At 47.1% G+C, this 24,928-nt stretch carries 20 protein-coding genes and 4 tRNA genes; 21 read left to right on the top strand and 3 right to left on the bottom strand.

All coding sequences use genetic code 11. The features are described from left to right. Window positions 1-73 precede the first annotated feature (73 nt). Together purD and M0L20_RS08305 are read left to right on the top strand one after the other, a co-directional pair. The gene (gene purD / locus M0L20_RS08310; protein ID WP_248476446.1) at window positions 74-1,360 is read left to right on the top strand and encodes a phosphoribosylamine--glycine ligase; all 1,287 of its coding nucleotides are present in this window, start codon (window positions 74-76) and stop codon (window positions 1,358-1,360) included. Window positions 1,361-1,441: 81 nt separating this feature from the next. Beyond that, on the top strand, window positions 1,442-2,650 hold the full coding sequence (locus tag M0L20_RS08305) for a PSP1 domain-containing protein (protein ID WP_232560340.1): 1,209 nt from the start codon (window positions 1,442-1,444) through the stop codon (window positions 2,648-2,650). 65 nt (window positions 2,651-2,715) lie between these two features. Here the strand turns inward: M0L20_RS08305 and M0L20_RS08300 are convergent, their stop codons facing one another. Both M0L20_RS08300 and M0L20_RS08295 read right to left on the bottom strand, forming a co-directional pair. Beyond that, window positions 2,716-4,494, bottom strand: a complete 1,779-nt coding sequence (locus M0L20_RS08300) for a M56 family metallopeptidase (RefSeq protein ID WP_248476444.1) — start codon at window positions 4,492-4,494, stop codon at window positions 2,716-2,718. Window positions 4,495-4,498: 4 nt separating this feature from the next. Further along, the gene (locus M0L20_RS08295) at window positions 4,499-4,861 is read right to left on the bottom strand and encodes a BlaI/MecI/CopY family transcriptional regulator (protein ID WP_232560338.1); all 363 of its coding nucleotides are present in this window, start codon (window positions 4,859-4,861) and stop codon (window positions 4,499-4,501) included. Window positions 4,862-4,969: 108 nt separating this feature from the next. Here M0L20_RS08295 and M0L20_RS08290 point away from each other — a divergent pair, with 108 nt between their 5' ends. Then, window positions 4,970-5,446 (top strand): gliding motility lipoprotein GldH, encoded by a 477-nt coding sequence (locus tag M0L20_RS08290; protein ID WP_232560337.1) that lies wholly within the window; start codon window positions 4,970-4,972, stop codon window positions 5,444-5,446. 16 nt (window positions 5,447-5,462) lie between these two features. Further along, on the top strand, window positions 5,463-6,116 hold the full coding sequence (locus M0L20_RS08285; RefSeq protein ID WP_248476443.1) for a phosphatase PAP2 family protein: 654 nt from the start codon (window positions 5,463-5,465) through the stop codon (window positions 6,114-6,116). 83 nt (window positions 6,117-6,199) lie between these two features. On the opposite strand, the gene M0L20_RS08280 is transcribed toward M0L20_RS08285, so the two are convergent. Continuing rightward, window positions 6,200-6,673: a DUF4293 domain-containing protein gene (locus tag M0L20_RS08280; protein WP_232560335.1), complete on the bottom strand. Its 474-nt coding sequence runs from the start codon at window positions 6,671-6,673 to the stop codon at window positions 6,200-6,202. A 52-nt stretch (window positions 6,674-6,725) separates the two neighbouring features. On the opposite strand from M0L20_RS08280, the gene mnmC2 reads away from it, so the two are divergent. The 17 genes from mnmC2 to rpoC all read left to right on the top strand — a co-directional run bounded on the left by mnmC2 (window position 6,726) and on the right by rpoC (window position 24,926). Continuing rightward, a complete protein-coding gene (gene mnmC2, locus M0L20_RS08275; RefSeq protein WP_248476441.1) occupies window positions 6,726-7,397 on the top strand; it encodes a tRNA (5-methylaminomethyl-2-thiouridine)(34)-methyltransferase MnmC2 in 672 nt (223 codons plus the stop codon). Between the two features lie 91 nt (window positions 7,398-7,488). Beyond that, a complete protein-coding gene (locus M0L20_RS08270; protein ID WP_232560333.1) occupies window positions 7,489-8,076 on the top strand; it encodes a thioredoxin family protein in 588 nt (195 codons plus the stop codon). Window positions 8,077-8,284: 208 nt separating this feature from the next. After that, window positions 8,285-10,360, top strand: a complete 2,076-nt coding sequence (locus tag M0L20_RS08265) for a M13 family metallopeptidase (RefSeq protein WP_248476439.1) — start codon at window positions 8,285-8,287, stop codon at window positions 10,358-10,360. Window positions 10,361-10,490: 130 nt separating this feature from the next. Next, on the top strand, window positions 10,491-11,036 hold the full coding sequence (locus M0L20_RS08260) for a hypothetical protein (RefSeq protein WP_248476438.1): 546 nt from the start codon (window positions 10,491-10,493) through the stop codon (window positions 11,034-11,036). 197 nt (window positions 11,037-11,233) lie between these two features. Further along, window positions 11,234-11,319: transfer RNA gene (locus tag M0L20_RS08255), tRNA-Tyr, on the top strand. A 101-nt stretch (window positions 11,320-11,420) separates the two neighbouring features. Further along, window positions 11,421-11,496, top strand: a tRNA-Gly gene (locus M0L20_RS08250). A 59-nt stretch (window positions 11,497-11,555) separates the two neighbouring features. Further along, window positions 11,556-11,627 (top strand) — tRNA-Thr (locus M0L20_RS08245). A 155-nt stretch (window positions 11,628-11,782) separates the two neighbouring features. Continuing rightward, the gene (tuf, locus tag M0L20_RS08240) at window positions 11,783-12,970 is read left to right on the top strand and encodes an elongation factor Tu (protein ID WP_232560330.1); all 1,188 of its coding nucleotides are present in this window, start codon (window positions 11,783-11,785) and stop codon (window positions 12,968-12,970) included. A 106-nt stretch (window positions 12,971-13,076) separates the two neighbouring features. Further along, window positions 13,077-13,150, top strand: a tRNA-Trp gene (locus M0L20_RS08235). A 14-nt stretch (window positions 13,151-13,164) separates the two neighbouring features. Next, a complete protein-coding gene (gene secE / locus M0L20_RS08230; protein WP_232560329.1) occupies window positions 13,165-13,356 on the top strand; it encodes a preprotein translocase subunit SecE in 192 nt (63 codons plus the stop codon). A 78-nt stretch (window positions 13,357-13,434) separates the two neighbouring features. Next, window positions 13,435-13,995, top strand: coding sequence for a transcription termination/antitermination protein NusG (nusG, locus tag M0L20_RS08225; RefSeq protein ID WP_232560328.1), 561 nt, complete (start codon window positions 13,435-13,437; stop codon window positions 13,993-13,995). 152 nt (window positions 13,996-14,147) lie between these two features. Continuing rightward, complete coding sequence (rplK, locus tag M0L20_RS08220) at window positions 14,148-14,591, top strand: 50S ribosomal protein L11 (protein WP_232560327.1); 444 nt, start codon at window positions 14,148-14,150, stop codon at window positions 14,589-14,591. Window positions 14,592-14,616: 25 nt separating this feature from the next. Further along, window positions 14,617-15,315 carry a 50S ribosomal protein L1 gene (gene rplA, locus M0L20_RS08215; RefSeq protein ID WP_232560326.1) on the top strand — a complete coding sequence of 233 codons (699 nt, stop codon included), beginning with the start codon at window positions 14,617-14,619 and terminating at the stop codon, window positions 15,313-15,315. A 3-nt stretch (window positions 15,316-15,318) separates the two neighbouring features. Next, entirely contained in the window at window positions 15,319-15,852 is a 534-nt protein-coding gene (gene rplJ, locus M0L20_RS08210) for a 50S ribosomal protein L10 (RefSeq protein WP_232560325.1), read from the top strand. A 103-nt stretch (window positions 15,853-15,955) separates the two neighbouring features. After that, window positions 15,956-16,342, top strand: coding sequence for a 50S ribosomal protein L7/L12 (gene rplL / locus M0L20_RS08205; RefSeq protein ID WP_232560324.1), 387 nt, complete (start codon window positions 15,956-15,958; stop codon window positions 16,340-16,342). Window positions 16,343-16,592: 250 nt separating this feature from the next. Next, the gene (rpoB, locus tag M0L20_RS08200; protein ID WP_248476437.1) at window positions 16,593-20,462 is read left to right on the top strand and encodes a DNA-directed RNA polymerase subunit beta; all 3,870 of its coding nucleotides are present in this window, start codon (window positions 16,593-16,595) and stop codon (window positions 20,460-20,462) included. Between the two features lie 114 nt (window positions 20,463-20,576). Next, window positions 20,577-24,926 (top strand): DNA-directed RNA polymerase subunit beta', encoded by a 4,350-nt coding sequence (rpoC, locus tag M0L20_RS08195; protein ID WP_232560322.1) that lies wholly within the window; start codon window positions 20,577-20,579, stop codon window positions 24,924-24,926. Window positions 24,927-24,928 lie beyond the last annotated feature (2 nt).

Below are 24,928 nucleotides of genomic sequence, written 5' to 3'. Positions count from 1 at the left end.
CAGATTTTAACGTGAAAAGCAAGTTGTACCGCTTTAACGCATAGAAAGCTGAGAACTGGTAGTTGAAAACTTGATGAATATACTAATACTAGGTTCGGGTGGTCGCGAACATGCGTTTGCGTGGAAATTGTCGCAAAGCCCGTCGTGTGATAAGCTCTTTGTTGCTCCGGGTAACGCTGGAACGGCGCAGGTAGCTACCAATTTACCAATTAGTTATAATGATTTTTCGGCAGTTGCCGACGCTGTACGGTCTAATGACATCAGCCTGCTAATTGTTGGCCCTGAAGAACCGCTGGTAAACGGTGTCGTCGATTACATTCGACAGCAACCCGATCTGGCTGACCTGCGAATCGTCGGCCCTGATGCACAGGGAGCTCAGTTGGAAGGAAGCAAAGATTTCTCGAAGCAGTTTATGACTCGCTACGGCATTCCAACGGCTTCGTCGCAGACGTTCACTGCGGCAACGCTTAACGAAGGATTAGCTTACCTGGAGAAGCATTCGCTGCCAATTGTGTTAAAAGCCGATGGGTTAGCGGCTGGTAAAGGCGTGATCATCGCCGAGACGGTAGCTGATGCTAAAAAGGCATTTAACGATATGCTCGATGGCAATAAGTTTGGCGATGCGGGCAGTAAAGTAGTCGTGGAGCAATTTTTGCGCGGTATCGAATTGTCTGTCTTCGTATTGAGCGATGGCGTCAATTATAAAATTCTGCCTGAAGCCAAAGACTACAAGCGGATTGGCGAAGGCGACACCGGCCTAAATACCGGCGGTATGGGCGCAGTTTCGCCAGTGGTATTTGCTACGGATACGTTCCTGCGGAAAGTAGAAGAAAAAGTGGTGAAACCAACGCTGGCTGGTTTACTGAAAGAAGGTATTCAGTATAAAGGATTTATTTTCATCGGTTTGATGAAAGTAAATGGCGAACCTTACGTTATCGAATACAACGCCCGCATGGGTGATCCCGAAACCGAAGTTGTCCTGCCGAGGCTTCAAACGGACTTCGTTGAACTGATGGCGGCAGCGGCTGAGGGTACGTTGGATAAAATCACCATGCAGGTTTCGCCCCAGACGGCTGTAACAACCGTTGTGGTATCGGGTGGTTATCCGGATGCTTACGAGAAAGGTAAAATCATTTTGGATCTGGAACGTTTGGAAGATGTAACGGCTTTTCATGCTGGGACGCTGGCTAACGGTGACCAGGTACTAACTAATGGCGGACGAGTACTGGCCATAACGGCTCAGGCTAATTCGCTTGAGAATGCCGTTCGAAAATCGCAGGAAGCGGCTCGAATGGTTCAGTTTGAAGGAAAGCAGTACCGAAAAGACATTGGTCTTGATTTGATTCGGTACGCTGATTAACTGGTTTGCAATTTACGGAATACAATGTGCGATCTTGGTACGGGTTATTCGGGAATTGTACGCCGTAATTTATAGATCAATATGGGTTGTAAATCCTGCACAACTGGCGGTTGTGGCACGCAGCGAGGAGCATCCGATGGGCCCGGCGGGGAACCGCAGAAAACGGCCACTGGCGGATGCGGTAGCGGAGGGTGCGGCACCGGAGGATGTAATAAGCTAAATTCGTTTGACTGGCTAAGCGATATCGCGATGCCGGGCTTAAAATATGACGTGGTTGAGGTGAAGTTCAAGGGTGGGCGAAAAGAGTACTACCGCAATGTTCACCAACTTGATCTAACGACGGGCGACTATGTAGTCGTTGAAATGCAATCGGGTTTTCACATTGGCGCTGTTTCGCTGCAAGGCGAACTGGTACGGCTACAGGTGAAAAAGAAAGGTGTCAAGATAAACGATGATACGAAAGTTATTCATCGACTGACGACGCCTAAAGATATGGAACGGCACGAACAGGCAATCTTAAGGGATCTTCCTGCTTTGTACCGATCCAGAGAAATTATTCGCGAACTGAAGCTGAACATGAAATTGTCGGACGTCGAATTTCAGTCCGATAATACAAAAGCAACGTTCTATTATTCGTCCGAAGAGCGGGTCGACTTTCGGGAACTCATCAAGATGCTGGCCAGCGAATTTAAGGCTCGCATCGAAATGCGTCAGATTAGTTTGCGGCAGGAAGCGGGTCGGTTAGGCGGAATCGGATCGTGTGGACGCGAACTTTGCTGTTCAACCTGGCTTACTGATTTTAAAAACATTGCCACATCTGCTGCGCGGTACCAAAATTTGTCATTAAATCCGGCAAAGCTTTCGGGGCAATGTGGACGTTTGAAGTGCTGTTTAAACTACGAGCTAGACACGTACATAGACGCGTTGCGCGACATTCCGACGATTGATAAACCGCTTGAAACCCAAAAAGGACGCGCTTATCTGCAAAAGACAGATATCTTCCGCAAACTAATGTGGTTTGGCTACGGCACGGAAAGCACCTGGTATCCGTTGGCTATTGAGCGTGTTCTGGAGATAGCTGAACTAAATAAGCGGGGAATTATTCCGGAATCGTTCGATGTGTTAACGCCCATTGGTGAGAAGGAGCCTGCTACCGCTGCTGCCCTTAACAGCGATCTTCAAAAGCTAGATGCTAAATACGCAACGCGGACGAGCAAGAAGAAAAAGAAAAAGCCGAAAGGAGCAGGGGATAAGGTAACTAAACCGCTCTCAAACGGTAAAGCACAATAAGAATAACCCCGGTCATCACATGGCCGGGGTTATTTTTTGCTTGTTATCTTATTTGGTCGAAAGCGTTAAAAATCGCCCGAGTAAAATGGGCTGAATACGTAATAGCTGCTATCACGTTTGGCTCGCTTGGGCGCTGTCTGAAGATAGAGCACAAAGCGGGGCTTCCGCTCAGGATTATCGGTAGTCCATTTTTCAAATGACCGTTCGCCCGTATACAGCTTGTCTACTTCGCGTACATGAACGCCTTCAAGATTTTTAGGACGGGCGGGAATCCCATTGATGTAGATGTCAATATCGGTTGCATAGTCGTCGTACAGCATCAGGTGATCGTCTTTCGTACGCTTTACGAAGGCTTGTTTGTTGCTGAAAAAGGTTGCTTCCAGCACCTGATTCATGGAAAAGAAATGTGATGTGCCGAGTGGGTAGTCAGATACCGCCATTGCTTGCATATACTGTTTCCATTTACTTCTCAGAAGATATTTTGCCTGGTCAGTCTCCGGTGTTTTGTGCGTTGTACTGATAAATAACCGGTACGTCTCAGGAAACTGATCGGCTTCTTTCGCGTCCTCCCATTTTTGGTAAAGAAACAGATCCCCTATCTCTTCGAAAGTAAGACTCGACAAAGCCTGATCAGGTTTTGCCTGTCCATTGATGAACAGCTTAACCTGTTCCCCCGGTTGCAATTTAAACGCCAGATGATTGTTGCGTAGGCATAAAATTCTGGGATAGCTTATGCCTGAATACCGGATAACTTTTTTGCCGTTTAAGATATCGACGATAGGCGGGTTGTTAATCTCCAGAGTCGCCTGGCGGAACCAAGGCATGTTTGGTTGGTCAAGTTGAGCGGCTAAGGCTCGTGTCGCGTTGGTAATAGGAAAGGGAAACGTTGTTTTGGTAGCCGGTTTGTCTTCTTCTGACTGGATGTGTTGGCAGGCCATCATCATTACTCCCATGAGCATAAACCAAAAAACATACCGTCCATAATCCAGTACATTCGAACGCTGTTTGTTGATCATAGCAATGCGCTGGTGGAGTGTGGGGCCGCTAAACTGATTAGTAAAAACCGGCTGTTGCGTCAATAAGCTCACTTTAACCAGATTGTATTGATACGTTCTTGAATCAATACCTTCGGCCAGTACTATCCGGTCGGCGCTGTACTCAAGGGTTTGCTGAAGCAAATACCTGAATAAATAAGCTGCTGGATTAAACCAGAACACAACACAAACCAGTTCTGTACATAGCATGTCCACACTGTGCCAGGAGCGGACGTGAACACGTTCATGGCGTAAAATCTGCTCCAGCTCGTCAGGAGCATGTTGGTCTGGATTAAGTACAACCCAATTGAAAAAAGAAAAGGGCGAGGTAGTTTGTTCGCTACGAACGAGCGTAAAGTCTTCGTAAATCTCGTGTTTAGCCTGACGAATCAATTGGACCAGCGAGCGGAGCCGAAAACCAAAACGAACAAATAAGCACAGCGTACCGAATAAGTAGATAGCAACTAAACCCACTTGCCACGACCACGTAAAGCTTGTGTCTTGTGTCGTGAGAGCCCTGTACGTGTGGCCATTGGGAAACGTGATGGTCACTTCTGGCTGCGTCGGGGGGCGGTCGGGTAATACCGTAGGAATAATAACCTGCGCTGTTTTCTGCATTACTTTCCGAACCGGCTGCGGTCGCCAGTCGGGTAGCTGCACCAACGGTAAGATCAGGGCAGATAGTAGTCCAAGCCAGAGCGCTATTCGGTTTGCTTCGAAAAAGGTTTCGCGTCGGAGCAGTACATAAAAAGCGATGCTTACAAGGCACAATAGCCCATTAGCCAGCAGTACATAACGCAGGGTTTCCATACGGCTATTTCTTTTTCTCGATCATTGCCAGAATCTCCCGCAACTCGTCCGCCGAAATTTTTTCGTTTTGCGCAAAATAGCTCACCAGTTTCTTGTAAGAATTGTCGAAGTAATCGCCAACCACTTTCTTGAGCACAAATCGGTTCTGATAGGTTTCCTTACTGACGATGGGATAATACTCATGCGTGTTCCCGTAAGCGCGGTGCCCAACGTACCCTTTTTCTTCCAGATTACGAACAATGGTTGACACTGTGTTGTAATGCAATGGAGGATCGGTAAACTGAGGCACCATATCCTTTACGTAGCCCTGTTGCATCTTCCACAGCACTTGCATCACTTCTTCCTCTTTAGCCGTTAATTTTTCCATAAAGCAAATCTAGAACTATTACCGTCGTTTGCAAACTATTTCTGTAGTTTCTTCTGATTTGAAAAGCCAGTTGGGTCGTTGTAGTTTTGCAAACTATTAAGAGGAGGTATGAAACGATTAAGTTTATTGATAGTCACCGTGTTGTTCGTATGCGGTTGTGACACGAATGCAGTCTACAAAGAATACACAGATATCGACGATGGGAAGTGGTACATCAAAAACGCACCCACTTTTACGTTTGAAATAACGGATGCTTCAATACCTTACAACATTTACTACAACCTGCGTAACAGCTTATCTTACGGCTATTACAATCTTTATTTAACTCGCTATCTGCGGGATGCCAGTGGTAAGGAAATCGAATCGCGGCTGGACGAGCTGATTCTGATGGACCCGAAAACGGGGAAGCCGAATGGGGATGGACTAGGTGATCTGTTCGATCACAAATTTTTGATGAAGCGCGACTACCGCTTTCCCAAGCCGGGAAAATACACCATGCAGATTAAGCAGTACATGCGGCAGGACCCTCTGCTGAATATTTTAAGTGTGGGCATTACCGTCGAGAAAGCGACGTCTGCCAACTAATCCCGGATTTTCGATAATGCTAGCTAATTTCCTGCGAAAAAATCGTTATTTCTTTTTGCCTTACGCGGTATTCCTGGTCGTTGTGGGCGCATTACAATTGCTCTACACGCAGGAGCAACTGATGCAGTGGGTCAACAAACGCAATAGCCTGCTGGCTGATGAGCTGTTTCCTTATTTAACGTACATGGGAGATGGGGCTTTTTTTGTGATTGTTTGCGTTATTCTGCTCATTTACAACAGACGGGTCGGCTTTGTCGCTTTTGCTAGTTTTGCGCTTTCTTCGCTGACTTCCTTGTTCCTGAAGACAGTCGTGTTTCCTAATTCGCCCCGACCGTTGAAGTTCTTCGAGCATTCAACGTATGAATATCACCTCATCAAAGGATTGGATATTTACAGTTACAACAGTTTTCCGTCGGGGCATACGACTTCGGCTTTTGCGGTGTTTGGCTTACTCGCTTTCCTTGACGCCCGCAAAAATCGCGGTTATTTTTTCTTTCTATTGTGTATCCTGACTGGGTATTCACGCGTATATCTGTTTCAGCATTTTGTGGAAGATGTGTATGTTGGTTCGATAGTCGGTACCGTGTCGTCAGTAATCATCTATTTGTTTTTGCACGACTGGATGAAAAGCAAGGCCGTTGAAGAATCAATCGATAAAGACATTTCCTGATAAGTCAGCGTATGGCAAAGAAATAGGTCGCCCTTTCAACTGATATTGAAAGGGCGACCTATTTGATTCGTGTATGTTATTGTCTACCGCAGTCTGTCTGAACCACGAACCAGTTTTTCGTCCCGACGAATAAACCGGTTTGCCAAGGCGTTAAACACCAGAGCAGCAATGATCGCATAAAAGCCGGGAAGAAAATCGCCTTGGTCCGCTGGGTTACCGTACTCTTTGCCGGTATAGAGCGTCCGGTACAGGACAATGCCCATGATAGCCGTGAGCATCAGTGCATTTACGGCGCAAAGAGCGGTTTGGGTAAGGCGGTTACGATACTGAAAAAGGGCATAGACTGACGACAAAGCGACTAGTCCCAGTAAAAGGCCCAGGTACCAGATCGGGGTCACGGAAGTAGTGATTCCTGTCTGTTCACTGTACTGCAAGGCGGTCAGGTGCGCCATCTCGGGTGACTTCGATCCTGATTTTTCCCACAGTGGATTGGCTAGGGCAACAACCATAGCAACGGCAATAAGAAACAAAAATATCGTTTGAACGCGTTGAATCATTAGTGAAATATATGTTTTGGGACTGCAAAAATAGCCCAAAAATCAATAGCGTATGAAAGCAGATGTTCGGTTAATACTCACGGCTGATGGTTCGCACACCGCCGTAAACAATGTACTTGATAAAACATACCATTCGATTCACGGAGCTTACCAGGAATCGCAGCGGGTTTACATCGAACTAGGCTTGTTAGAGGCTCTTGCAACGTTTACCGACGAACCGTTGCGCATCTTTGAAATGGGGTTTGGAACGGGATTGAATGCCTTGTTGACAGCACGGGAAGCAGAAGCGTACAAGCGCCCAGTTCATTACACGGCTATTGAAGCGTATCCGTTGGCGGTAGAGGAGGCTCACCAGCTGAATTACGACCAGCTTCTGGGTACGTCTTACTTGACTGATCTGCACAAGTCACCCTGGAATGTCCCGGTTCCCATCAATCCGTTTTTTACCCTAACGAAACTAGAAGGTAGCCTACAGACTTTACAGACGGACGAACGCTTTCATTTAATTTATTACGACGCATTCGCCCCGACGGCTCAGCCTGAGTTATGGGAGCCGGAGATCTTTCGGCAAATGGCAAGCTTATTGCTCCCCGGAGGATTACTGACGACTTATTGTTCGAAGAGTTACGTTCAGCGAAACATGCGCTCAGCTGGTTTACTCGTTGAAAAGCATCCGGGTCCACCGCGTAAACGAGACATTCTAAGAGCCATAAATCCGGCGTAACCTCAACCGTATTAAAAAATAGAAATCAGCTAATTTTATCGACACGGTGGCGTTATTTTAGAAACAAATACTTTAGCGATCCAACAAGACTATGAACCGTTTACTCATCTTCTGTGCCGCTTTTGTGGTACTCACGATCTGCGCCTTTCGGACCACATTGCCCATTGAGCCGGCGAGCAGCCCTAAAGTTGAGAACAAACACATTAAGTGGCTGACTATTCAGGAAGCTTATGCGCTCACCAAGAAGAAACCGAAGAAGTTTGTGGTCGATGTGTATACCGACTGGTGTGGCTGGTGCAAGGTTATGGATCGCGAGACGTTTTCGAAGCCCGCTATTGTCGATTACGTCAACGAAAATTATTATGCCGTTCGGTTGAACGCTGAGCAAACGCAGGATATAACGCTGGGTAAAGAAACATTCAAATACGTGAGTACCGGCGGCCGCGGAGTGCATGAATTGGCTGCTGCGTTGCTGAGAAACCAGATGAGCTATCCAACGACGGTTTTTTTGGATGAGAAATTTCAGCTCATTCAGCCCATTGCTGGTTATCTGGAACCACGTACGTTTCACCAAGTAATTACGTACTTCGGGAGAGACTATCATCAGAAGGAACCCTTCGACCAATATAAGGCAGGTACATACGCCAAAGAGTTTAAGGCATCGCTGGCCGGTAAGTAGTCTGAAAGTTTGAACGATCCGGGTGGTTGGAACAGATTTATTCGTTCTAGCCACCCGGATCGTTTTTCGTTTAAAGCAAACTGGCGTGATGCGAAAGGCAATCTGATAAGACTAAAATGACTCAATAAAACCTGGTTTCTTTAAAAGAGATTATATCGTTTTTGTAGAGTATTTTTGTAGTCTTCATTAACCCAACTCATGAGATTACATGAATAAACAATTGATTTTGTTATCGGCTCTTACCGTTGCTGTTGGCTCCGTAACAGCAGGTGGTCGGACGCCAATCCCCTCCCCAAAAGCAGACAATCATAAAGCTGTTCGATCAACTCTTCCACCCCGCAAATTTATAGACCCGCAAAATATGGATTTGTCCATCAAGCCGGGTACTAATTTTTACCAGTATGCCAATGGCAATTGGTTGAAAACAAACCAAATTCCAGCGTCGAAAACATCGTGGGGAAGTTTTAATGAATTGCGGGATAAAAGTCTGGATGCAATGAAGTCATTGCTCGAAGATGCCGCAAAAACAACGACGAAAGGTCGTCTCTATCAAATGGTAGGCGACTATTACATGAGCGGCATGGATAGTGTAACCCTCGAAAAGCAAGGGTTTGATCCAATTAAGTCTGACTTGGCCCGCATTGACAAGGTTAATAACAAAGCTGCTTTCTTCGACGAACTGGCTTACCAGCGAACCCAGGGGAATGGTATGCTTTTTGGCTTTGGTGTAAGCCCTGACCGGAAAAACGTCAATAAATACTTACCTCAGTTTGGACAAGGCGGGACGTCGCTTCCTGATCGTGACTATTATCTGAAAAACGATCCACGAAGCCAGAAAATCCGTGACGCTTATCACGACAACCTCATCAAAATGTTTGCGCTGATTGGCGAAGAGCCAACTCAGGCTTCACAGGATGCCGATGTAATTGTCCGTATGGAAACAGCCTTGGCAAAAGCCCAGATGCCGCGTGTTGAAATGCGTGATCCGTACAAAACATACAATAAGTTTACCGTTAGTGCCTTTAGCCAGCAGACACCTGGTATCAACTGGGCTGATCAACTCACCAGATACGGTACTAAAGGACAGGATACGGTTTTGGTGCAAAGTCCAGCTTTCTTCCGCTCTCTTGATAGCTTGATAGCGGCTACACCTATAGAAGATCTGCGGACCTATATGCGCTGGAACATTCTGAAAAATGCGGCACCTTATCTGAGCGATGCATTTGTAAAACAGAATTTTGCTTTTACAAAAGTGCTGAGCGGACAGAAAGAGCAAACCCCGCGCTGGCAGCGCGTCAGCAGTTTAGTTGACGGTACCCTGGGTGATTTGCTGGGTCAACTTTATGTACAGACGTACTTCAAGCCCGAAGCCAAGCAGCGGATGCTGACCCTGGTGGATAATCTGGAAGCATCGTACAAAGAGCACATCAAGAGCCTGGATTGGATGAGCGATGAAACAAAAAAACGTGCTTTGAACAAATTAACCTCGTTCAAGCGTAAAATCGCTTACCCAGATAAATGGAAATCCTACGAAGGTGTGACTATCAACCGGAATGATTTCTACGCGAATGTAAAGTCAGCCAGCAAGTGGTCGTACAATTACATGATTAATCGTTTGGGTAAACCCGTTGATAAAACGGAGTGGAGCATGACACCACCGACGGTTAACGCGTACTATAGTCCGGTTAACAATGAGATTGCCTTTCCAGCAGCGATCCTGCAATTCCCATTCTTCGATTTCGAAGCAGATGATGCTATCAACTACGGTGGTATCGGAGCAGTGATTGGCCATGAAATGACGCATGGATTCGATGATTCAGGTCGTCAGTACGATGCTGATGGTACACTCCGAGACTGGTGGTCTAAAGATGACGCAGACAATTTCAAAAAGCGCGCTGACCAGGTAAAAGAGCAGTTCTTTGGATTCAAAGTGCTTGATTCCATTAAAGTAAACGGACAACTAACGCTTGGTGAAAACCTGGCCGACCTGGGCGGATTGGCAATTGCCTACGATGCTTTCAAGAAAACGGCGCAGGGGAAGTCAAAAACGAAAATTGATGGCTTTACGCCTGATCAACGGTTCTTTCTGTCATGGGCGCAGGTATGGCGCATCAACGTGCTACCAGAAACGCAGGCCCAGTTAATTATGACTGATCCACACGCGCCTGGCATGTACCGCGCCAATGGGCCTGTATCCAATATTGACGCTTGGTATCAGGCGTTCAATGTTCAGCCCGGCGATAAAATGTATAAGCCTAAAAACGAGCGGATTAAAGTCTGGTAAAATCAACCATTTAGTTTGCTGAACAAATCGGTGGTAGAGTCAATGAGTGTAACAACTCGTTGCCCTATCACCGATTTACTTTTTATCTTGCCAGCGAGTTTCAACGCTAAACTTGACTCAGATACATCGTATGAACGCATACAAGCTAATAGTTGCTTCGGTAGTAGTTTGTTTTTCCTGCCAGCCTAAACAGAAAGAAGCAACCACCACAGCAAATACTTCGTTGGCCACTGAAAAACCAGATAGCGCTGTAGATTTAACGAAGCGTCCGGGACCAGATGCACCACGGTCAGCGGCAGACCGGCTAGTAAGAGCCCTTTATTTTGAACACAACGTAAAAGAAAACCCATTCCGGGAAAAGAAAGACCGGGCACTAATTGATCAGTACTTTGCCAAACCAACCGCTGACTTGATCTGGAGTGATGGTCAAAAAGCGTCAGGTAAGGTTAATCGAGCAAAAATCAATTTGTTGTTCAATGCGCCCGATGCTGCGGTCAAAAAAACATGGGTGGAACCCGCAGCCGTGGGGGGAACAAAGGCGGTTGTGTTTGTTACGTACCAAAATAACGGAAAGCCAGAAGAAGTTAAGATTGATCTGCAACAGTTAGCTGGCCGGTGGCGCATCACCGAAATGTATTATTCCAGTGGTAAACAACTAACTCAACTGTTGGAATAATAGGTGTAAAGGATAATTTCTATTGGTGTGAAACGATAGTAGAATAGGGAAATTAGCGCCTAAGAAGGCAATCAAAGGCTTTTTTGATACTTTCTTGAAATAATTTTTCAACCAATTGTTGACAACGAAAGAAAACTGTGTAATTTTGCAACTCCAAACCCGAAAGGGGCGAGGAAATGTTCTTTAAGTTTGTTTTCGGGGAGTTTCCAGAGTGGCCAAATGGATCAGACTGTAAATCTGCTGGCGTACGCCTTCGGAGGTTCGAATCCTCCACTCCCCACCATTTTAGTTTTCAGTTTTTGATGGGTTCGCCCAATTTTCAGTTGTAGTTCTACGCGTGTATGTGGAATTGCGAATGAAATACAAAAGCTGAAAACTTTTTTTGCGGAAGTAGCTCAATTGGTAGAGCGATAGCCTTCCAAGCTATAGGTTGCGGGTTCGAGACCCGTCTTCCGCTCCATACACGTTAATCATCAGAAAACAGCCGACAGCTGTTTACTGTTTTTCGATGACTAACAGGCCGTTATAGCTCAGCGGTAGAGCACTTCCTTGGTAAGGAAGAGGTCCGGGGTTCAAGTCCCCGTAACGGCTCAAGGCTCTTTTGCGGAGTCTTTATTACCGGGGCCGCCCGTGCGGTTTCAAGCCAAAACGGTGTCAGACCTCATTGGGCGATATCGTCTGGCTTACTTTACGTTCAGCGAGTTCACCCAATATCAAACAACAGTTCATAATAGCGTTTTAAAAACATGGCAAAAGAGAATTTTGACCGCTCGAAACCGCACGTAAACATCGGTACGATTGGTCACGTTGACCACGGTAAAACGACGCTGACGGCTGCCATTACGAAAGTGCTGGCCGAAAAGGGTCTGGCCGCAATTCGGGACTTCTCCTCGATTGACAACGCTCCGGAAGAAAAAGAGCGTGGTATCACCATCAATACATCGCACGTTGAGTACGCTACGGCTAACCGCCACTATGCGCACGTTGACTGCCCGGGCCACGCTGACTATGTGAAAAATATGGTAACGGGTGCTGCTCAAATGGACGGTGCTATCCTCGTGGTAGCGGCAACGGACGGCCCAATGCCTCAGACTCGTGAGCACATCCTGCTTGCTCGTCAGGTAGGTGTTCCTCAGCTCGTTGTGTTCATGAACAAAGTGGACATGGTGGATGATCCAGAGTTGCTCGAACTCGTAGAAATGGAAATCCGCGAACTGTTGAGCTTCTATAACTTCGACGGTGACAATATCCCAGTTATTCAAGGTTCGGCTCTCGGTGGCCTGAACGGCGATGCGAAATGGGTAAAAACCATTGAAGACCTAATGGATAACGTTGATAGCTTTATCCCACTTCCTCCTCGTCAGACGGATCTTCCGTTCCTGATGCCAGTAGAGGACGTGTTCTCGATCACAGGCCGTGGTACAGTTGCTACAGGTCGTATCGAGCGGGGTGTTATCAACTCAGGTGAGCCAGTCGAAATCCTAGGTATGGGTGCTGAGAACCTGAAGTCAGTTGTAACAGGTGTTGAAATGTTCCGGAAAATTCTGGACCGTGGCGAAGCTGGTGACAACGTAGGTCTGCTGCTCCGTGGTATTGAAAAAACTGATATCCGTCGTGGTATGGTTATTTGCAAACCCGGTTCGGTAACTCCACACTTGAAGTTCAAAGCTGAGGTTTACGTACTGTCGAAAGAAGAAGGTGGTCGTCATACCCCATTCTTCAACAAGTACCGTCCACAGTTCTATTTCCGCACCACTGACGTAACGGGTGAGATCATTCTTCCTGAAAACGTTGAGATGGTGATGCCAGGTGATAACATCACGATTGAAGTATCGCTGATCAACAAAATCGCTATGGAAAAAGGTCTCCGTTTCGCTATCCGCGAAGGTGGTCGTACCGTGGGCGCTGGTCAGGTAACAGAAATCCTCGATTAACTAAGTGCTTAAAAACAAGTGCATTTCTACAGAGATGCACTTGTTTTTTTACTTTTATTCAGTACTTTTGCAGTCCGAATTCACAGGCACATTGATTCGGTTCTCTACGGGTGTAGTTCAAGGGTAGAATAGCGGTCTCCAAAACCGTTGATGGGAGTTCGAATCTCTCCACCCGTGCCAATCCCTTACATACAATGGACAAGTTTGTTTCGTTTCTGAAAGCTTCTTGGGAAGAGGTTCAGCATAACGTGACTTGGCCTAAATTTAGCGATCTACAATCCAGTTCTACACTGGTACTAGTAGCATCGCTGATTTTTGCGCTATTGGTCGGGTTAATTGATTTAGTATTTGAGAACGGGCTGAACTTATTTTATCAGTCATTCTAACGTATGATTTGGGATTGCTGATTTATGATTGACAGAAATCATACGTCAACAGATCAACAATCATAAATCTTTACCAATATGAGCGGCATACAGTGGTACGTTATTCGGGCAGTATCGGGGCAGGAGAAAAAAATAAAATCGTACCTCGATAACGAAATCATTCGGCAGAAGCTAGATGAGATTATCCCGCAGGTTCTTATACCCTCTGAAAAGGTATACGAAATGCGTAACGGAAAGAAACGTGTTCGCGAGAAGTCGTTCTATCCTGGATACATTATGATTTCGGCTGATCTGAGTAACAACCGTGCGCTCGATCTAATCCTAAACATGCCAGGTGTCTTAGGATTTCTGGGTAACTCCCAAGTTGGCACAACCACCAAAGTACCGGTGCCGCTGCGTCAGTCGGAAGTTAACCGTATGTTAGGACGCATTGAGGAAGAAGCTCAGGAAATCATAACACCTACAGTAGCTTACCTCAAAGGTGAAAATGTAAAGGTAGTCGATGGACCATTTGGTGGTTTCATTGGTACAGTAGAAGAAGTATTTGACGACCGGAAGAAATTGAACGTCGTTGTAAAAATATTTGGCCGGAGTACTCCGGTAGAACTCAGTTACGCACAAGTAGAGAAGGAAAGCTAATCTAACCATTAGCTGACCGTGGTTCGGCATCCTATGCTTCCCTCAGGGGATGACCATCCAAAACCAGTTGATTTGTTGCGAAAGGGGTGCGGATTAGCTATGTGACTAGCTGGTTAAGAACCGTAAGTGACAAGTTGTAAATTTATCATACGATGGCAAAAGAAGTAGGTGGCTATGTAAAGCTGCAAGTCAAAGGCGGGCAAGCCAACCCCTCACCTCCGATCGGTCCAGCGCTTGGTTCCAAGGGTTTAAATATCATGGAATTCTGCAAGCAGTTCAACGGCCGTACGCAGGATAAAATGGGTATGGTATTGCCGGTTTTGATTACGTACTATAAGGACAAATCCTTTGACTTCGTCATCAAAACCCCACCGGCACCGATCCTGCTGATGGAAGCAGCTAAACTGAAAGGTGGCTCTGCTCAACCAAACCGCAACAAAGTTGGCTCTGTATCTTGGGATCAAATTCGGACAATTGCTGAAACAAAAATGCCCGATTTGAATGCCTTCACGGTAGAGTCAGCAATGAAGCAAGTGGCTGGAACAGCCCGCAGCATGGGAATCACGGTGACTGGCGCAGCGCCATTCGAGAACTAATAGACTTGCCTAGGCAAACACAGAAATGGCTAAGTTAACGAAAAAACAAAAGGAAGCGCAATCGAAGTATGATATTGCCAAAGAATACTCACTGCAACAAGCAGCGGAGATTCTGAAAGAGATATCATATACGAAGTTTGATGCTTCTGTGGATATTGACGTTCGGTTAGGCGTTGATCCGCGTAAAGCTGACCAAATGGTGCGTGGCGTTGCTACGTTGCCACATGGTACGGGTAAAACGGTTCGCGTTCTGGTGCTTTGCACGCCGGACAAAGAGAACGAAGCGAAAGAAGCAGGCGCTGACTTCGTGGGACTGGACGATTACATTCAGAAGATTGAGCAAGGCTGGACGGACGTAGACGTGATTATCACGATGCCGAACGTAATGGCTAAGGTTGGTCGTCTGGGTAAAGTGTTAGGTCCTCGCGGTTTGATGCCTAACCCAAAATCAGGTACGGTAACGCCTGAAGTTGGCAAAGCTGTTCGCGAAGTGAAAGCTGGTAAAATCGACTTCAAAGTTGATAAGCAAGGAGCTATTCACACAAGCATTGGTAAAGTATCGTTTACGCCAGAAAAACTGGCTGAAAATGCGCAGGAAATCATCAGTACCCTGTTGAAACTGAAGCCTTCATCGGCTAAAGGAACCTACGTGAAAACGATAAACTTGTCGAGTACGATGAGTCCGGGTGTAAAGATTGATAAAGGGACTGTAGCCGGAGTTTAAGCCATGAAACGCGAGGAAAAAGGAGCAATTATTGAGGAATTGACTGACAAGTTTCAGAACATTCCCTTCTTCTACATCACGGAAGCCAATGGCATGACGGTTGCTGAAACCAACGACCTACGCCGGATGTGTTTTGAACGGGGTATCGAGTATAAAGTGGTGAAAAATTCATTCATCAAAAAAGCGCTCGAAACCTTAGATACGGATTTCACGCCGTTCAACGAAGCGGTGCTGCATGGTCAGTCAGCGGTGATGTTTCACCCTGAAAATGGCAAAGCACCGGCACAGCTTATCAAAGAGTTCCGTAGAACAAACGATAAGCTACAATTGAAGGCTGCTTCTATTGATTACAGCCTGTTCATTGGTGCTGACCAACTTGACACGCTCATCGCACTGAAGAGCAAGCAAGAGCTGATCGGTGAAATTATCGGTCTGTTGCAGTCGCCAGCCAAAAACGTTGTTTCGGCGTTGCAAAGCGGTGGCAACAAACTGGCCGGTATCCTCAAAACGCTGTCGGAGCGCGAGGAGGCAGCTTAGCTGTAATGCGAACAGATCGTTCGTAAAATCCGATGTCAACCGTGGACAAGAGTCTGCGTTATTAAAACAAATCGTATAACAATCAAATTAAGAAAATACTACAATGGCAGATTTGAAAGCGTTCGCTGAGCAGCTTGTAAGCCTGACGGTTAAAGAAGTTAACGAACTGGCTGCTATCTTAAAAGATGAGTACGGAATCGAGCCGGCTGCTGCCGCTCCCGTAATGGTAGCTGGTGGTGCTGCAGGTGGCGGTGACGCTGCTCCGGCTGCTGCTGAGAAAACTTCGTTCGACGTAATCCTGAAGTCGGCTGGTGCTGCTAAATTAGCTGTCGTGAAACTGGTTAAAGACCTGACCGGTCTGGGCCTGAAAGAAGCGAAAGAGCTTGTTGACGGTGCTCCTAAGCCAGTGAAAGAAGGCGTTGCTAAAGACGAAGCAGAATCACTGCGTAAGCAACTTGAAGAAGCTGGTGCTGAAGTAGAAGTTAAGTAAGCCCACTCTTATTGGAATATCGCTCCAGGCAGGGGAGGCCAGACCAACGTCTGGTCTTTTCCTGTTTGGAGACTTTTTTGTCTATATGCTTGCATAAGACAAACTTATTTTTATTGCCTTACGTTGTCTATTCACACCCCTTGGGTTGGGTGACGCCTGGGGTCTGAATAGCCGCTTAGTTCGAGTGCTGTAGCAAGTCCTCGCAACGCACTCATAGAGAATCGGTTACGCAACTAAACGAAGCACAATCTTGGCGACAAACGCGAAAATCAGTACACGCAAAAATTTTGCGACGATTCAGCCAGTGATTGGGTATCCAGACTTTCTGGATATTCAAGTAAAATCTTTTAAAGATTTTTTCCAACTTGATACGCCTTCCAACCAGCGTTCGGAAGAAGGTTTGTTTAAAGTTTTTCAGGAAAACTTCCCTATCTCGGACTCTCGCGAGAATTTCAAGCTGGAGTTCATAGATTACTCTGTTGATCCCCCCAAATACTCTGTTGATGAGTCTATTGACCGGGGCTTGACTTACTCAGTTCCTTTAAAAGCCAAACTGCGCCTATCGAACAATGATCCTGATAACGAGGATTTTGAGACGATCGAGCAAGAGGTATTCCTAGGAAATATTCCGTACATGACCGAAAAAGGTTCTTTCGTCATCAACGGAGCTGAACGGGTAATTGTTTCGCAATTACACCGCTCGCCGGGCGTGTTCTTCTCGATGAGCAAGCATACGAACGGTACCAAACTTTATTCGGCTCGTATTATTCCTTTCAAGGGTTCTTGGATCGAATTTTCAACGGATGTTAACAACGTTATGTATGCGTACATTGACCGGAAAAAGAAATTCCCGGTTACGACGTTGTTACGTGCTATTGGCTTTGGCTCGGATAAAGATATTCTCGATTTGTTTGGCTTGTCGGAAGAAGTTCCAGCAACGCCAGCAAACTTAAAAAAGGCGATTGGTCGCCGGTTAGCTGCTCGGGTATTACGTACCTGGACAGAAGACTTTGTGGATGAAGATACGGGTGAGGTTGTGTCAATCAGTCGTAACGAAGTCTTGCTTGAGCGGGACTCGGCTATTTCGGCGGATGATATCGACGTAATCACTGAGTCAGGTCAGAAATCAGTCATTCTGCATAAGGAAGACATGAACATGGCCGACTACAATATTATTTATAATACGCTGCAGAAAGATAGCTCAAACTCCGAGAAAGAGGCTGTTGAGCAAATCTATCGGCAGCTTCGGAACGCTGATGCACCGGACGAACAAACCGCTCGTGAGATCATTCAAAGTTTGTTCTTCTCGGATAAGCGTTATGATTTGGGCGATGTAGGCCGTTACCGGATCAATAAAAAGCTTGGTCTGGATATTTCATCGGACATGAAGGTCTTAACCACGGAAGATATTGTTTCTATCGTGAAATACCTGATTGGTCTGATCAACTCAAAAGCAGTTGTTGATGATATTGACCACCTGAGTAACCGCCGTGTTCGTACGGTAGGTGAGCAGCTATATGCCCAATTCGGTGTTGGTCTGGCGCGGATGGCGCGGACGATCAAAGAACGGATGAACGTTCGGGACAACGAGGATTTTAAACCGGTTGACCTGATTAACGCTCGTACTTTGTCGTCGGTGATTAACTCGTTCTTCGGTACCAACCAGCTGTCGCAGTTCATGGACCAAACGAACCCACTGGCTGAAGTAACGCACAAGCGTCGTATGTCAGCTCTTGGACCCGGTGGTCTGTCTCGCGAACGGGCAGGTTTCGAAGTTCGTGACGTACACTATACGCACTACGGTCGTCTGTGTACCATCGAAACGCCGGAAGGTCCGAACATCGGTCTGATCTCGTCTCTATGCGTTTACGCTAAGATTAACAGCATGGGCTTCATCGAGACACCATACCGTGTTATTGAAAACGGTAAAGTGTCGATTGATAAACCCGTAATGTATCTGACGGCAGAAGAAGAAGACTCGCATTACATCGCGCAGGCTAACGCCGGTATCGATGATCGGGGTAACTTCCAGGTTGATCGTCTGAAAGCACGCTTCGAAGGAGACTTCCCAATGGCTGAACCTTCGAACGTAACGTTTATGGACATTGCACCGAACCAAATTGTGTCGGTCGCTGCTTCCATGATTCCGTTCCTTGAACACGACGATGCTAACCGTGCCCTGATGGGATCGAACATGCAACGTCAGGCTGTGCCTCTCCTTCGCCCTGAAGCTCCAATTGTGGGTACAGGTCTGGAAGGTCGTGTAGCTGTTGATTCTCGGACACTAGTTATTGCCGAAGCCGATGGTGTCATTGAGTTCGTTGATTCGACGAAAATCGTTGTTCGATACGAACTTGACGAAGACCAACTTGCCGTTACGTTCGACGAAGATCGCAAAACGTACAACTTGATTAAGTTCCGTCGTACAAACCAGGATACGTGCATCAACATCAAACCGACTGTTCTAAAAGGACAAAAAGTTAAAAAAGGTGATGTGCTGTGTGAAGGTTACGCGACGCAGGCTGGTGAGTTGGCGCTTGGCCGGAATATGAAGGTTGCCTTCATGCCTTGGCAAGGTTACAACTTTGAGGATGCTATCGTAATTTCTGAGCGCGTTGTTCGGGAGGATATCTTCACCTCGATCCACATTGAAGAGTTTGAACTGGAAGTGCGCGATACGAAACGTGGTGAAGAAGAACTTACTTCTGAAATTCCTAACGTAAGCGAAGAAACAGTTCGTAATCTCGATGAGAACGGTATTGTGCGGGTTGGTACCGAAGTGAAGGAAGGCGATATCCTGATTGGTAAGATTACGCCAAAAGGAGAAAGCGATCCAACACCGGAAGAAAAACTTCTTCGTGCAATCTTCGGTGATAAAGCCGGTGATGTGAAGGATGCTTCCAAGAAAGCACCACCATCATTGAAAGGCGTTGTTATTGACACCAAACTGTTTGCTCGTCCGGCTAAAGAGGATCGTGGCAAGCATAAGGATGAAGTAAAAGCGCTGATGAAGAAGTATGGCCGTGAGCTAAACGACTTCCGCGCTCGTATGATCGAAAAATTGGTGACGCTGCTGGACGGAAAAACCAGTGCCGGCGTGAAACACAAGTTTGGCGATGAGATTGTCAGCAAAGGCGTAAAGTTCAACCGTAAAAACATTACGGATAATTTATTCCCTGACAAGAACCCATATCGTGACGAGAGTGGCTACGCTGTACCGGAAGAAGCCAATATCCTGGTTGATCTTAACCTGGACGGTTGGACGGAAGACGATAAGCTAAACCAGATGGTTGTTCAGATAGTGAAAAACTACAACAACCGTCGGAGCGAAATCACGGGACGTTTTAAGCGTGAGCGGTTTACGCTCGAAGTGGGTGACGAACTACCAGCTGGTATTGTGAAACTGGCCAAAGTGTACATCGCCAAGAAGCGTAAGCTGAAAGTGGGTGATAAAATGGCTGGTCGCCACGGTAACAAAGGGGTTGTTGCCCGGATTGTACGTGACGAAGACATGCCGTTCCTTGAAGATGGTACGAAAGTGGATATCGTTCTGAACCCACTTGGTGTACCTTCTCGGATGAACCTTGGTCAGATCTACGAAACTGTATTGGCGTGGGCTGGTCAGAAACTGGATCGGAAATATGCGACGCCAATTTTTGACGGAGCTACCGAACAGCAGGTTGCCGATGAGTTGGACGCTGCCGGTTTGCCATCATTCGGACGGACGTACTTGTACAACGGTCTGACGGGTGAGCGTTTCGATCAGCCTGTTACCGTCGGTATTATCTACATGCTCAAACTCGGCCACTTGGTGGACGATAAGATGCACGCTCGTTCGATTGGACCTTACTCGCTCATTACACAGCAGCCGCTGGGTGGTAAAGCGCAGTTCGGTGGTCAGCGGTTTGGTGAGATGGAGGTTTGGGCACTTGAAGCATTCGGTGCGTCAAACATTCTCCAGGAGATCCTGACTGTTAAATCCGATGACGTTGTAGGTCGTGCGAAGGCATATGAGGCTATCGTGAAAGGTGAGAACCTGCCGAAGCCAAATATTCCTGAGTCGTTCAACGTACTTGTTCACGAGTTGCGTGGTCTAGCACTTGAAATAACATTAGAATAGTCATTCGATCATTTGTAGTCATTGATTGTTGTTCACCGTGTTTACACAAGGAATGACGGTCAATGACTATCAAGTAATTAGCAGTGACAAATTTTAACCTATAATCTCCAACCAATGTCGTTCAAAAAGAACAAAAAACTCAACAGCGACTTTGCCAGCGTAACAATCAGCTTGGCATCGCCAGAGTCTATTTTGGAGAGTTCCTACGGCGAGGTGACACAGCCGGAGACGATCAATTACCGTACTTACAAACCCGAAATGGGCGGCTTGTTCTGCGAGCGTATTTTCGGGCCAGTTAAGGACTGGGAATGTCACTGCGGTAAATACAAACGGATTCGCTATAAAGGCATTATCTGTGACCGCTGTGGTGTGGAAGTAACCGAGAAAAAGGTTCGCCGGGAGCGTATGGGGCACATCGAACTGGTTGTTCCTGTTGCGCATATCTGGTATTTCCGCAGCTTGCCTAATAAAATTGGTTACCTGTTAGGTCTTTCGACCAAAAAACTTGATCAGGTTATCTACTACGAACGTTACGTAGTCGTTCAGCCTGGCGTTAAAGCTGAAGACGGTATCAACCAGCTCGACTTCCTGACCGAAGACGAGTATCTGGATATCATCGATAAACTGCCGAGCACAAACCAGCACCTCGACGACAAAGACCCGAACAAATTCATCGCTAAGATGGGGGCGGAAGCGTTAGAAATGCTGTTGTCGCGCGTAGACCTTGACGAACTGTCGTATTCACTGCGTCACTCGGCGGCAACCGATACATCGCAACAGCGTAAAGCAGAAGCGTTGAAGCGGTTGAAAGTGGTAGAAGCGTTCCGGGAGGCAAATGGCCGTATCGAAAACCGTCCTGAGTGGATGGTTATCAAAATGGTGCCGGTTATTCCACCCGAACTTCGTCCGCTTGTCCCTCTGGACGGTGGCCGATTCGCAACGTCTGACCTGAATGATCTATACCGTCGGGTAATCATTCGGAACAACCGTCTGAAGCGTCTGATCGAGATCAAAGCACCGGAAGTAATTCTACGGAATGAAAAACGGATGTTGCAGGAAGCGGTCGATTCGCTGTTCGACAACTCACGGAAAGTAAACGCTGTTCGTTCGGAAGGTAACCGCGCCCTGAAATCGCTGTCTGACATGCTGAAGGGTAAGCAAGGCCGTTTCCGTCAGAACCTGCTTGGTAAACGGGTTGACTACTCTGGTCGTTCGGTTATCGTTGTTGGTCCTGAATTGAAACTGCACGAATGCGGTCTGCCAAAAGACATGGCGGCTGAGCTATTCAAGCCGTTCGTTATCCGGAAGCTAATTGAGCGGGGTATCGTTAAAACGGTTAAATCAGCGAAGAAAATCGTTGACCGGAAAGATCCTGTTATCTGGGACATTCTGGAAAACGTATTGAAAGGACACCCTGTACTGCTGAACCGGGCTCCAACGCTGCACCGTTTGGGTATTCAGGCGTTCCAGCCAAAGCTGATTGAAGGTAAAGCTATCCAGTTGCACCCACTCGTTTGTACAGCGTTCAACGCTGACTTTGACGGTGACCAGATGGCTGTGCACGTACCACTTGGTCAGGAAGCTATTCTCGAAGCATCTTTATTGATGCTGGCGTCGCATAACATCCTGAACCCTGCCAACGGAGCACCAATCACTGTACCGTCGCAAGACATGGTACTTGGCTTGTATTACGTAACGAAGGGTCGTAAGAACACGCCAGAATACCCGATTGCGGGTGAAGGCATGACGTTCTACGGCGCTGAGGAAGTAATCATCGCTATCAACGAAGGTAAAGTTTCGAAACATGCCAACATCAAATGCCGTGTGAAAGTACGGGATGAGAATGGTGAGCTTGTTTACAAAGTACTTGATACGGTTGCTGGCCGGTTGTTGTTTAACCAAGCGGTGCCGGAAGAAGTAGGATACATCAATGAACTGCTGACGAAGAAAAAGCTGCAACAGATCATTGCGTTTATCTTCAAGATCTCGGGCGGTGCGCGGACAGCTCAATTCCTCGACGAAATTAAGGAACTTGGTTTCCAAATGGCGTTTAGAGGTGGTCTGTCAATCGGTTTGAGCGATGTCATGATTCCTGAAGCAAAACAGGGACTTGTTGAAGAAGCAAAAGCGGAAGTGCAGGGCGTTTGGGATAACTACCTGATGGGTCTGATCACGGAGAACGAACGTTACAACCAGGTTATTGATATCTGGACCCGTGTGAACTCTCGTCTGACCGAGACGCTGATGAAGCAGCTTGAAGCTGATCAGGGTGGTTTCAACTCAATCTACATGATGATGCACTCGGGAGCCCGTGGTTCTCGCGAGCAGATTCGTCAGTTGGGTGGTATGCGGGGTCTGATGGCTAAGCCACAGAAAAACCTGCAAGGCTCAGTCGGTGAGATCATTGAAAACCCAATTCTGTCGAACTTCAAAGAAGGTCTCGACGTCTTGGAGTACTTTATCTCAACGCACGGCGCACGGAAAGGTCTGGCTGATACGGCTCTGAAAACGGCCGATGCTGGTTACCTGACTCGTCGTCTGCACGACGTAGCACAAGACGTTATTATCAGTGAAGATGATTGCGGTACACTCCGTGGTCTGCAAGTATCGGCGCTGAAAGATAACGAAGATATCGTTGAGCCACTGTCTGAACGTATCTTGGGTCGTACTACGGTCCACGATATATATGATCCGCTTTCGAAAGAACTGATCGTTGGCGCTGGCGAACTGGTTACGGAAGATGTAGCGGCTCGGATTGACGAAACCAGCATCGAAACGGTTGAAATCCGTTCGGTACTGACCTGCGAATCTCGTCAGGGCGTTTGTGCGAAATGTTACGGTCGTAACTTGGCATCGGGCCGGATGGTAGACATTGGTGAAGCTGTAGGTGTTATTGCCTCTCAGTCAATCGGTGAGCCAGGTACGCAGCTGACACTTCGTACGTTCCACGTCGGTGGTACGGCGTCGAACATTGCGGTTGATGCGTCGATCAAAGCGAAATTCGATGGTCTGATCGAGTTTGAAGAAATGCGTACGGTTGAATCGGAAGATGCAGAAGGAAACGCACAAACGGTCGTTATGGGTCGTTCGGGCGAAGTACGGATCGTGAATCCAGAAGACCGGAACCAGGTTCTGATCAGCAACAACGTGCCATACGGTGCTTTCCTTCGCGTGAAAGATGGCGATATGGTTAAGAAAGGTGATGATATTTGCGCATGGGACCCCTATAACGCCGTTATCCTCTCCGAATTAACCGGTACGCTGAATTTTGATGCGATTGAAGATGGTATTACCTATCGTGAGGAGTTTGACGAACAGACAGGCTTCCAGGAGAAAGTGATCATCGAAAGCCGCGATAAGGCTAAGAACCCTGCCATCGTTGTTAGTGGTACCAGTACGCTGCTACTGCACCTTGATGAAACCGGAAACGGTCAACTTCAAAAAGGCTACAACCTGCCAGTTGGTTCACGTCTGGTCGTTAAAGAAGGACAATCGATCAAAGCGGGTCAACCGCTGGCGAAGATTCCACGTAACGTTGGTAAAACACGCGATATTACGGGTGGTCTGCCACGTGTGACGGAGTTATTTGAAGCCCGGAACCCATCTAACCCGGCTGTCGTGAGTGAAATTGATGGTGTCGTTACGTACGGTACTATCAAGCGTGGTAACCGCGAGATCTTCATCGAGTCGAAAGACGGTACGAAGAAAAAGTATCTCGTCCCACTGTCGAAGTTCATCCTTGTCCAGGATAACGACTTTGTACGGGCTGGTGCTCCACTGTCGGACGGTGCTATTACACCAAGCGACATTCTGGCGATTAAAGGGCCAACGGCTGTTCAGGAATACCTGGTAAACGAAATTCAGGAAGTTTACCGTCTGCAAGGGGTGAAAATCAACGATAAACACATCGAGGCCATCGTGCGCCAGATGATGCAGAAAGTTGAAATCATCGATTCGGGCGATACCAACTTCCTCGAAGGTCAAGTTGTTGATAAATGGGCATTCCGTGAAGAGAACGACAAAGTTCTCGACGCCAAAGTGGTTATGGATGCTGGTGATTCAACGAACTTCAAGCCTGGCCAGATTGTAACAAGCCGTCAGTTACGCGATGAGAACTCAAGTTTGAAACGCCGTGACCTGACACTGGTAACCGTCCGTGATGCAATGGCTGCCGTTTCGCAACCAACGCTGATGGGTATTACACAGTCGTCGCTTGGTACAGACAGCTTCATTTCGGCGGCTTCCTTCCAGGAAACAACCAAAGTGTTGAGTGAAGCGTCTATCCGTGGTAAGCGTGACATGCTCGAAGGATTGAAAGAAAACGTTATCGTCGGTCACCTGATCCCTGCTGGAACGGGTATCCGTCGCTACCAAAACGCAATCGTCGGTTCGAAAGAAGAACTCGAGTCAATCACAGAATCTCGGGAGCAGTTTGCTCGTAGCAAAAAGCGGGCAACGGTATAGTC

It is taken from the genome of Spirosoma liriopis (assembly GCF_023196085.1).
Lineage (GTDB): Bacteria > Bacteroidota > Bacteroidia > Cytophagales > Spirosomataceae > Spirosoma > Spirosoma oryzicola.
The sequence above is the reverse complement of the archived record's forward strand: the minus strand, read 5'-3'. Positions and strand labels throughout refer to the sequence as shown.

Excerpts from the sequence above, each read along its gene's own strand:
- purD (WP_248476446.1), top strand. The coding sequence starts at position 74 with ATGAATATACTAATACTAGGTTCGGGTGGTCGCGAACATGCGTTTGCG.
- M0L20_RS08305 (WP_232560340.1), top strand. The coding sequence starts at position 1,442 with ATGGGTTGTAAATCCTGCACAACTGGCGGTTGTGGCACGCAGCGAGGA.
- M0L20_RS08300 (WP_248476444.1), bottom strand. The coding sequence starts at position 4,494 with ATGGAAACCCTGCGTTATGTACTGCTGGCTAATGGGCTATTGTGCCTT.
- M0L20_RS08295 (WP_232560338.1), bottom strand. The coding sequence starts at position 4,861 with ATGGAAAAATTAACGGCTAAAGAGGAAGAAGTGATGCAAGTGCTGTGG.
- M0L20_RS08290 (WP_232560337.1), top strand. The coding sequence starts at position 4,970 with ATGAAACGATTAAGTTTATTGATAGTCACCGTGTTGTTCGTATGCGGT.
- M0L20_RS08285 (WP_248476443.1), top strand. The coding sequence starts at position 5,463 with ATGCTAGCTAATTTCCTGCGAAAAAATCGTTATTTCTTTTTGCCTTAC.
- M0L20_RS08280 (WP_232560335.1), bottom strand. The coding sequence starts at position 6,673 with ATGATTCAACGCGTTCAAACGATATTTTTGTTTCTTATTGCCGTTGCT.
- mnmC2 (WP_248476441.1), top strand. The coding sequence starts at position 6,726 with ATGAAAGCAGATGTTCGGTTAATACTCACGGCTGATGGTTCGCACACC.
- M0L20_RS08270 (WP_232560333.1), top strand. The coding sequence starts at position 7,489 with ATGAACCGTTTACTCATCTTCTGTGCCGCTTTTGTGGTACTCACGATC.
- M0L20_RS08265 (WP_248476439.1), top strand. The coding sequence starts at position 8,285 with ATGAATAAACAATTGATTTTGTTATCGGCTCTTACCGTTGCTGTTGGC.
- M0L20_RS08260 (WP_248476438.1), top strand. The coding sequence starts at position 10,491 with ATGAACGCATACAAGCTAATAGTTGCTTCGGTAGTAGTTTGTTTTTCC.
- tuf (WP_232560330.1), top strand. The coding sequence starts at position 11,783 with ATGGCAAAAGAGAATTTTGACCGCTCGAAACCGCACGTAAACATCGGT.
- secE (WP_232560329.1), top strand. The coding sequence starts at position 13,165 with ATGGACAAGTTTGTTTCGTTTCTGAAAGCTTCTTGGGAAGAGGTTCAG.
- nusG (WP_232560328.1), top strand. The coding sequence starts at position 13,435 with ATGAGCGGCATACAGTGGTACGTTATTCGGGCAGTATCGGGGCAGGAG.
- rplK (WP_232560327.1), top strand. The coding sequence starts at position 14,148 with ATGGCAAAAGAAGTAGGTGGCTATGTAAAGCTGCAAGTCAAAGGCGGG.
- rplA (WP_232560326.1), top strand. The coding sequence starts at position 14,617 with ATGGCTAAGTTAACGAAAAAACAAAAGGAAGCGCAATCGAAGTATGAT.
- rplJ (WP_232560325.1), top strand. The coding sequence starts at position 15,319 with ATGAAACGCGAGGAAAAAGGAGCAATTATTGAGGAATTGACTGACAAG.
- rplL (WP_232560324.1), top strand. The coding sequence starts at position 15,956 with ATGGCAGATTTGAAAGCGTTCGCTGAGCAGCTTGTAAGCCTGACGGTT.
- rpoC (WP_232560322.1), top strand. The coding sequence starts at position 20,577 with ATGTCGTTCAAAAAGAACAAAAAACTCAACAGCGACTTTGCCAGCGTA.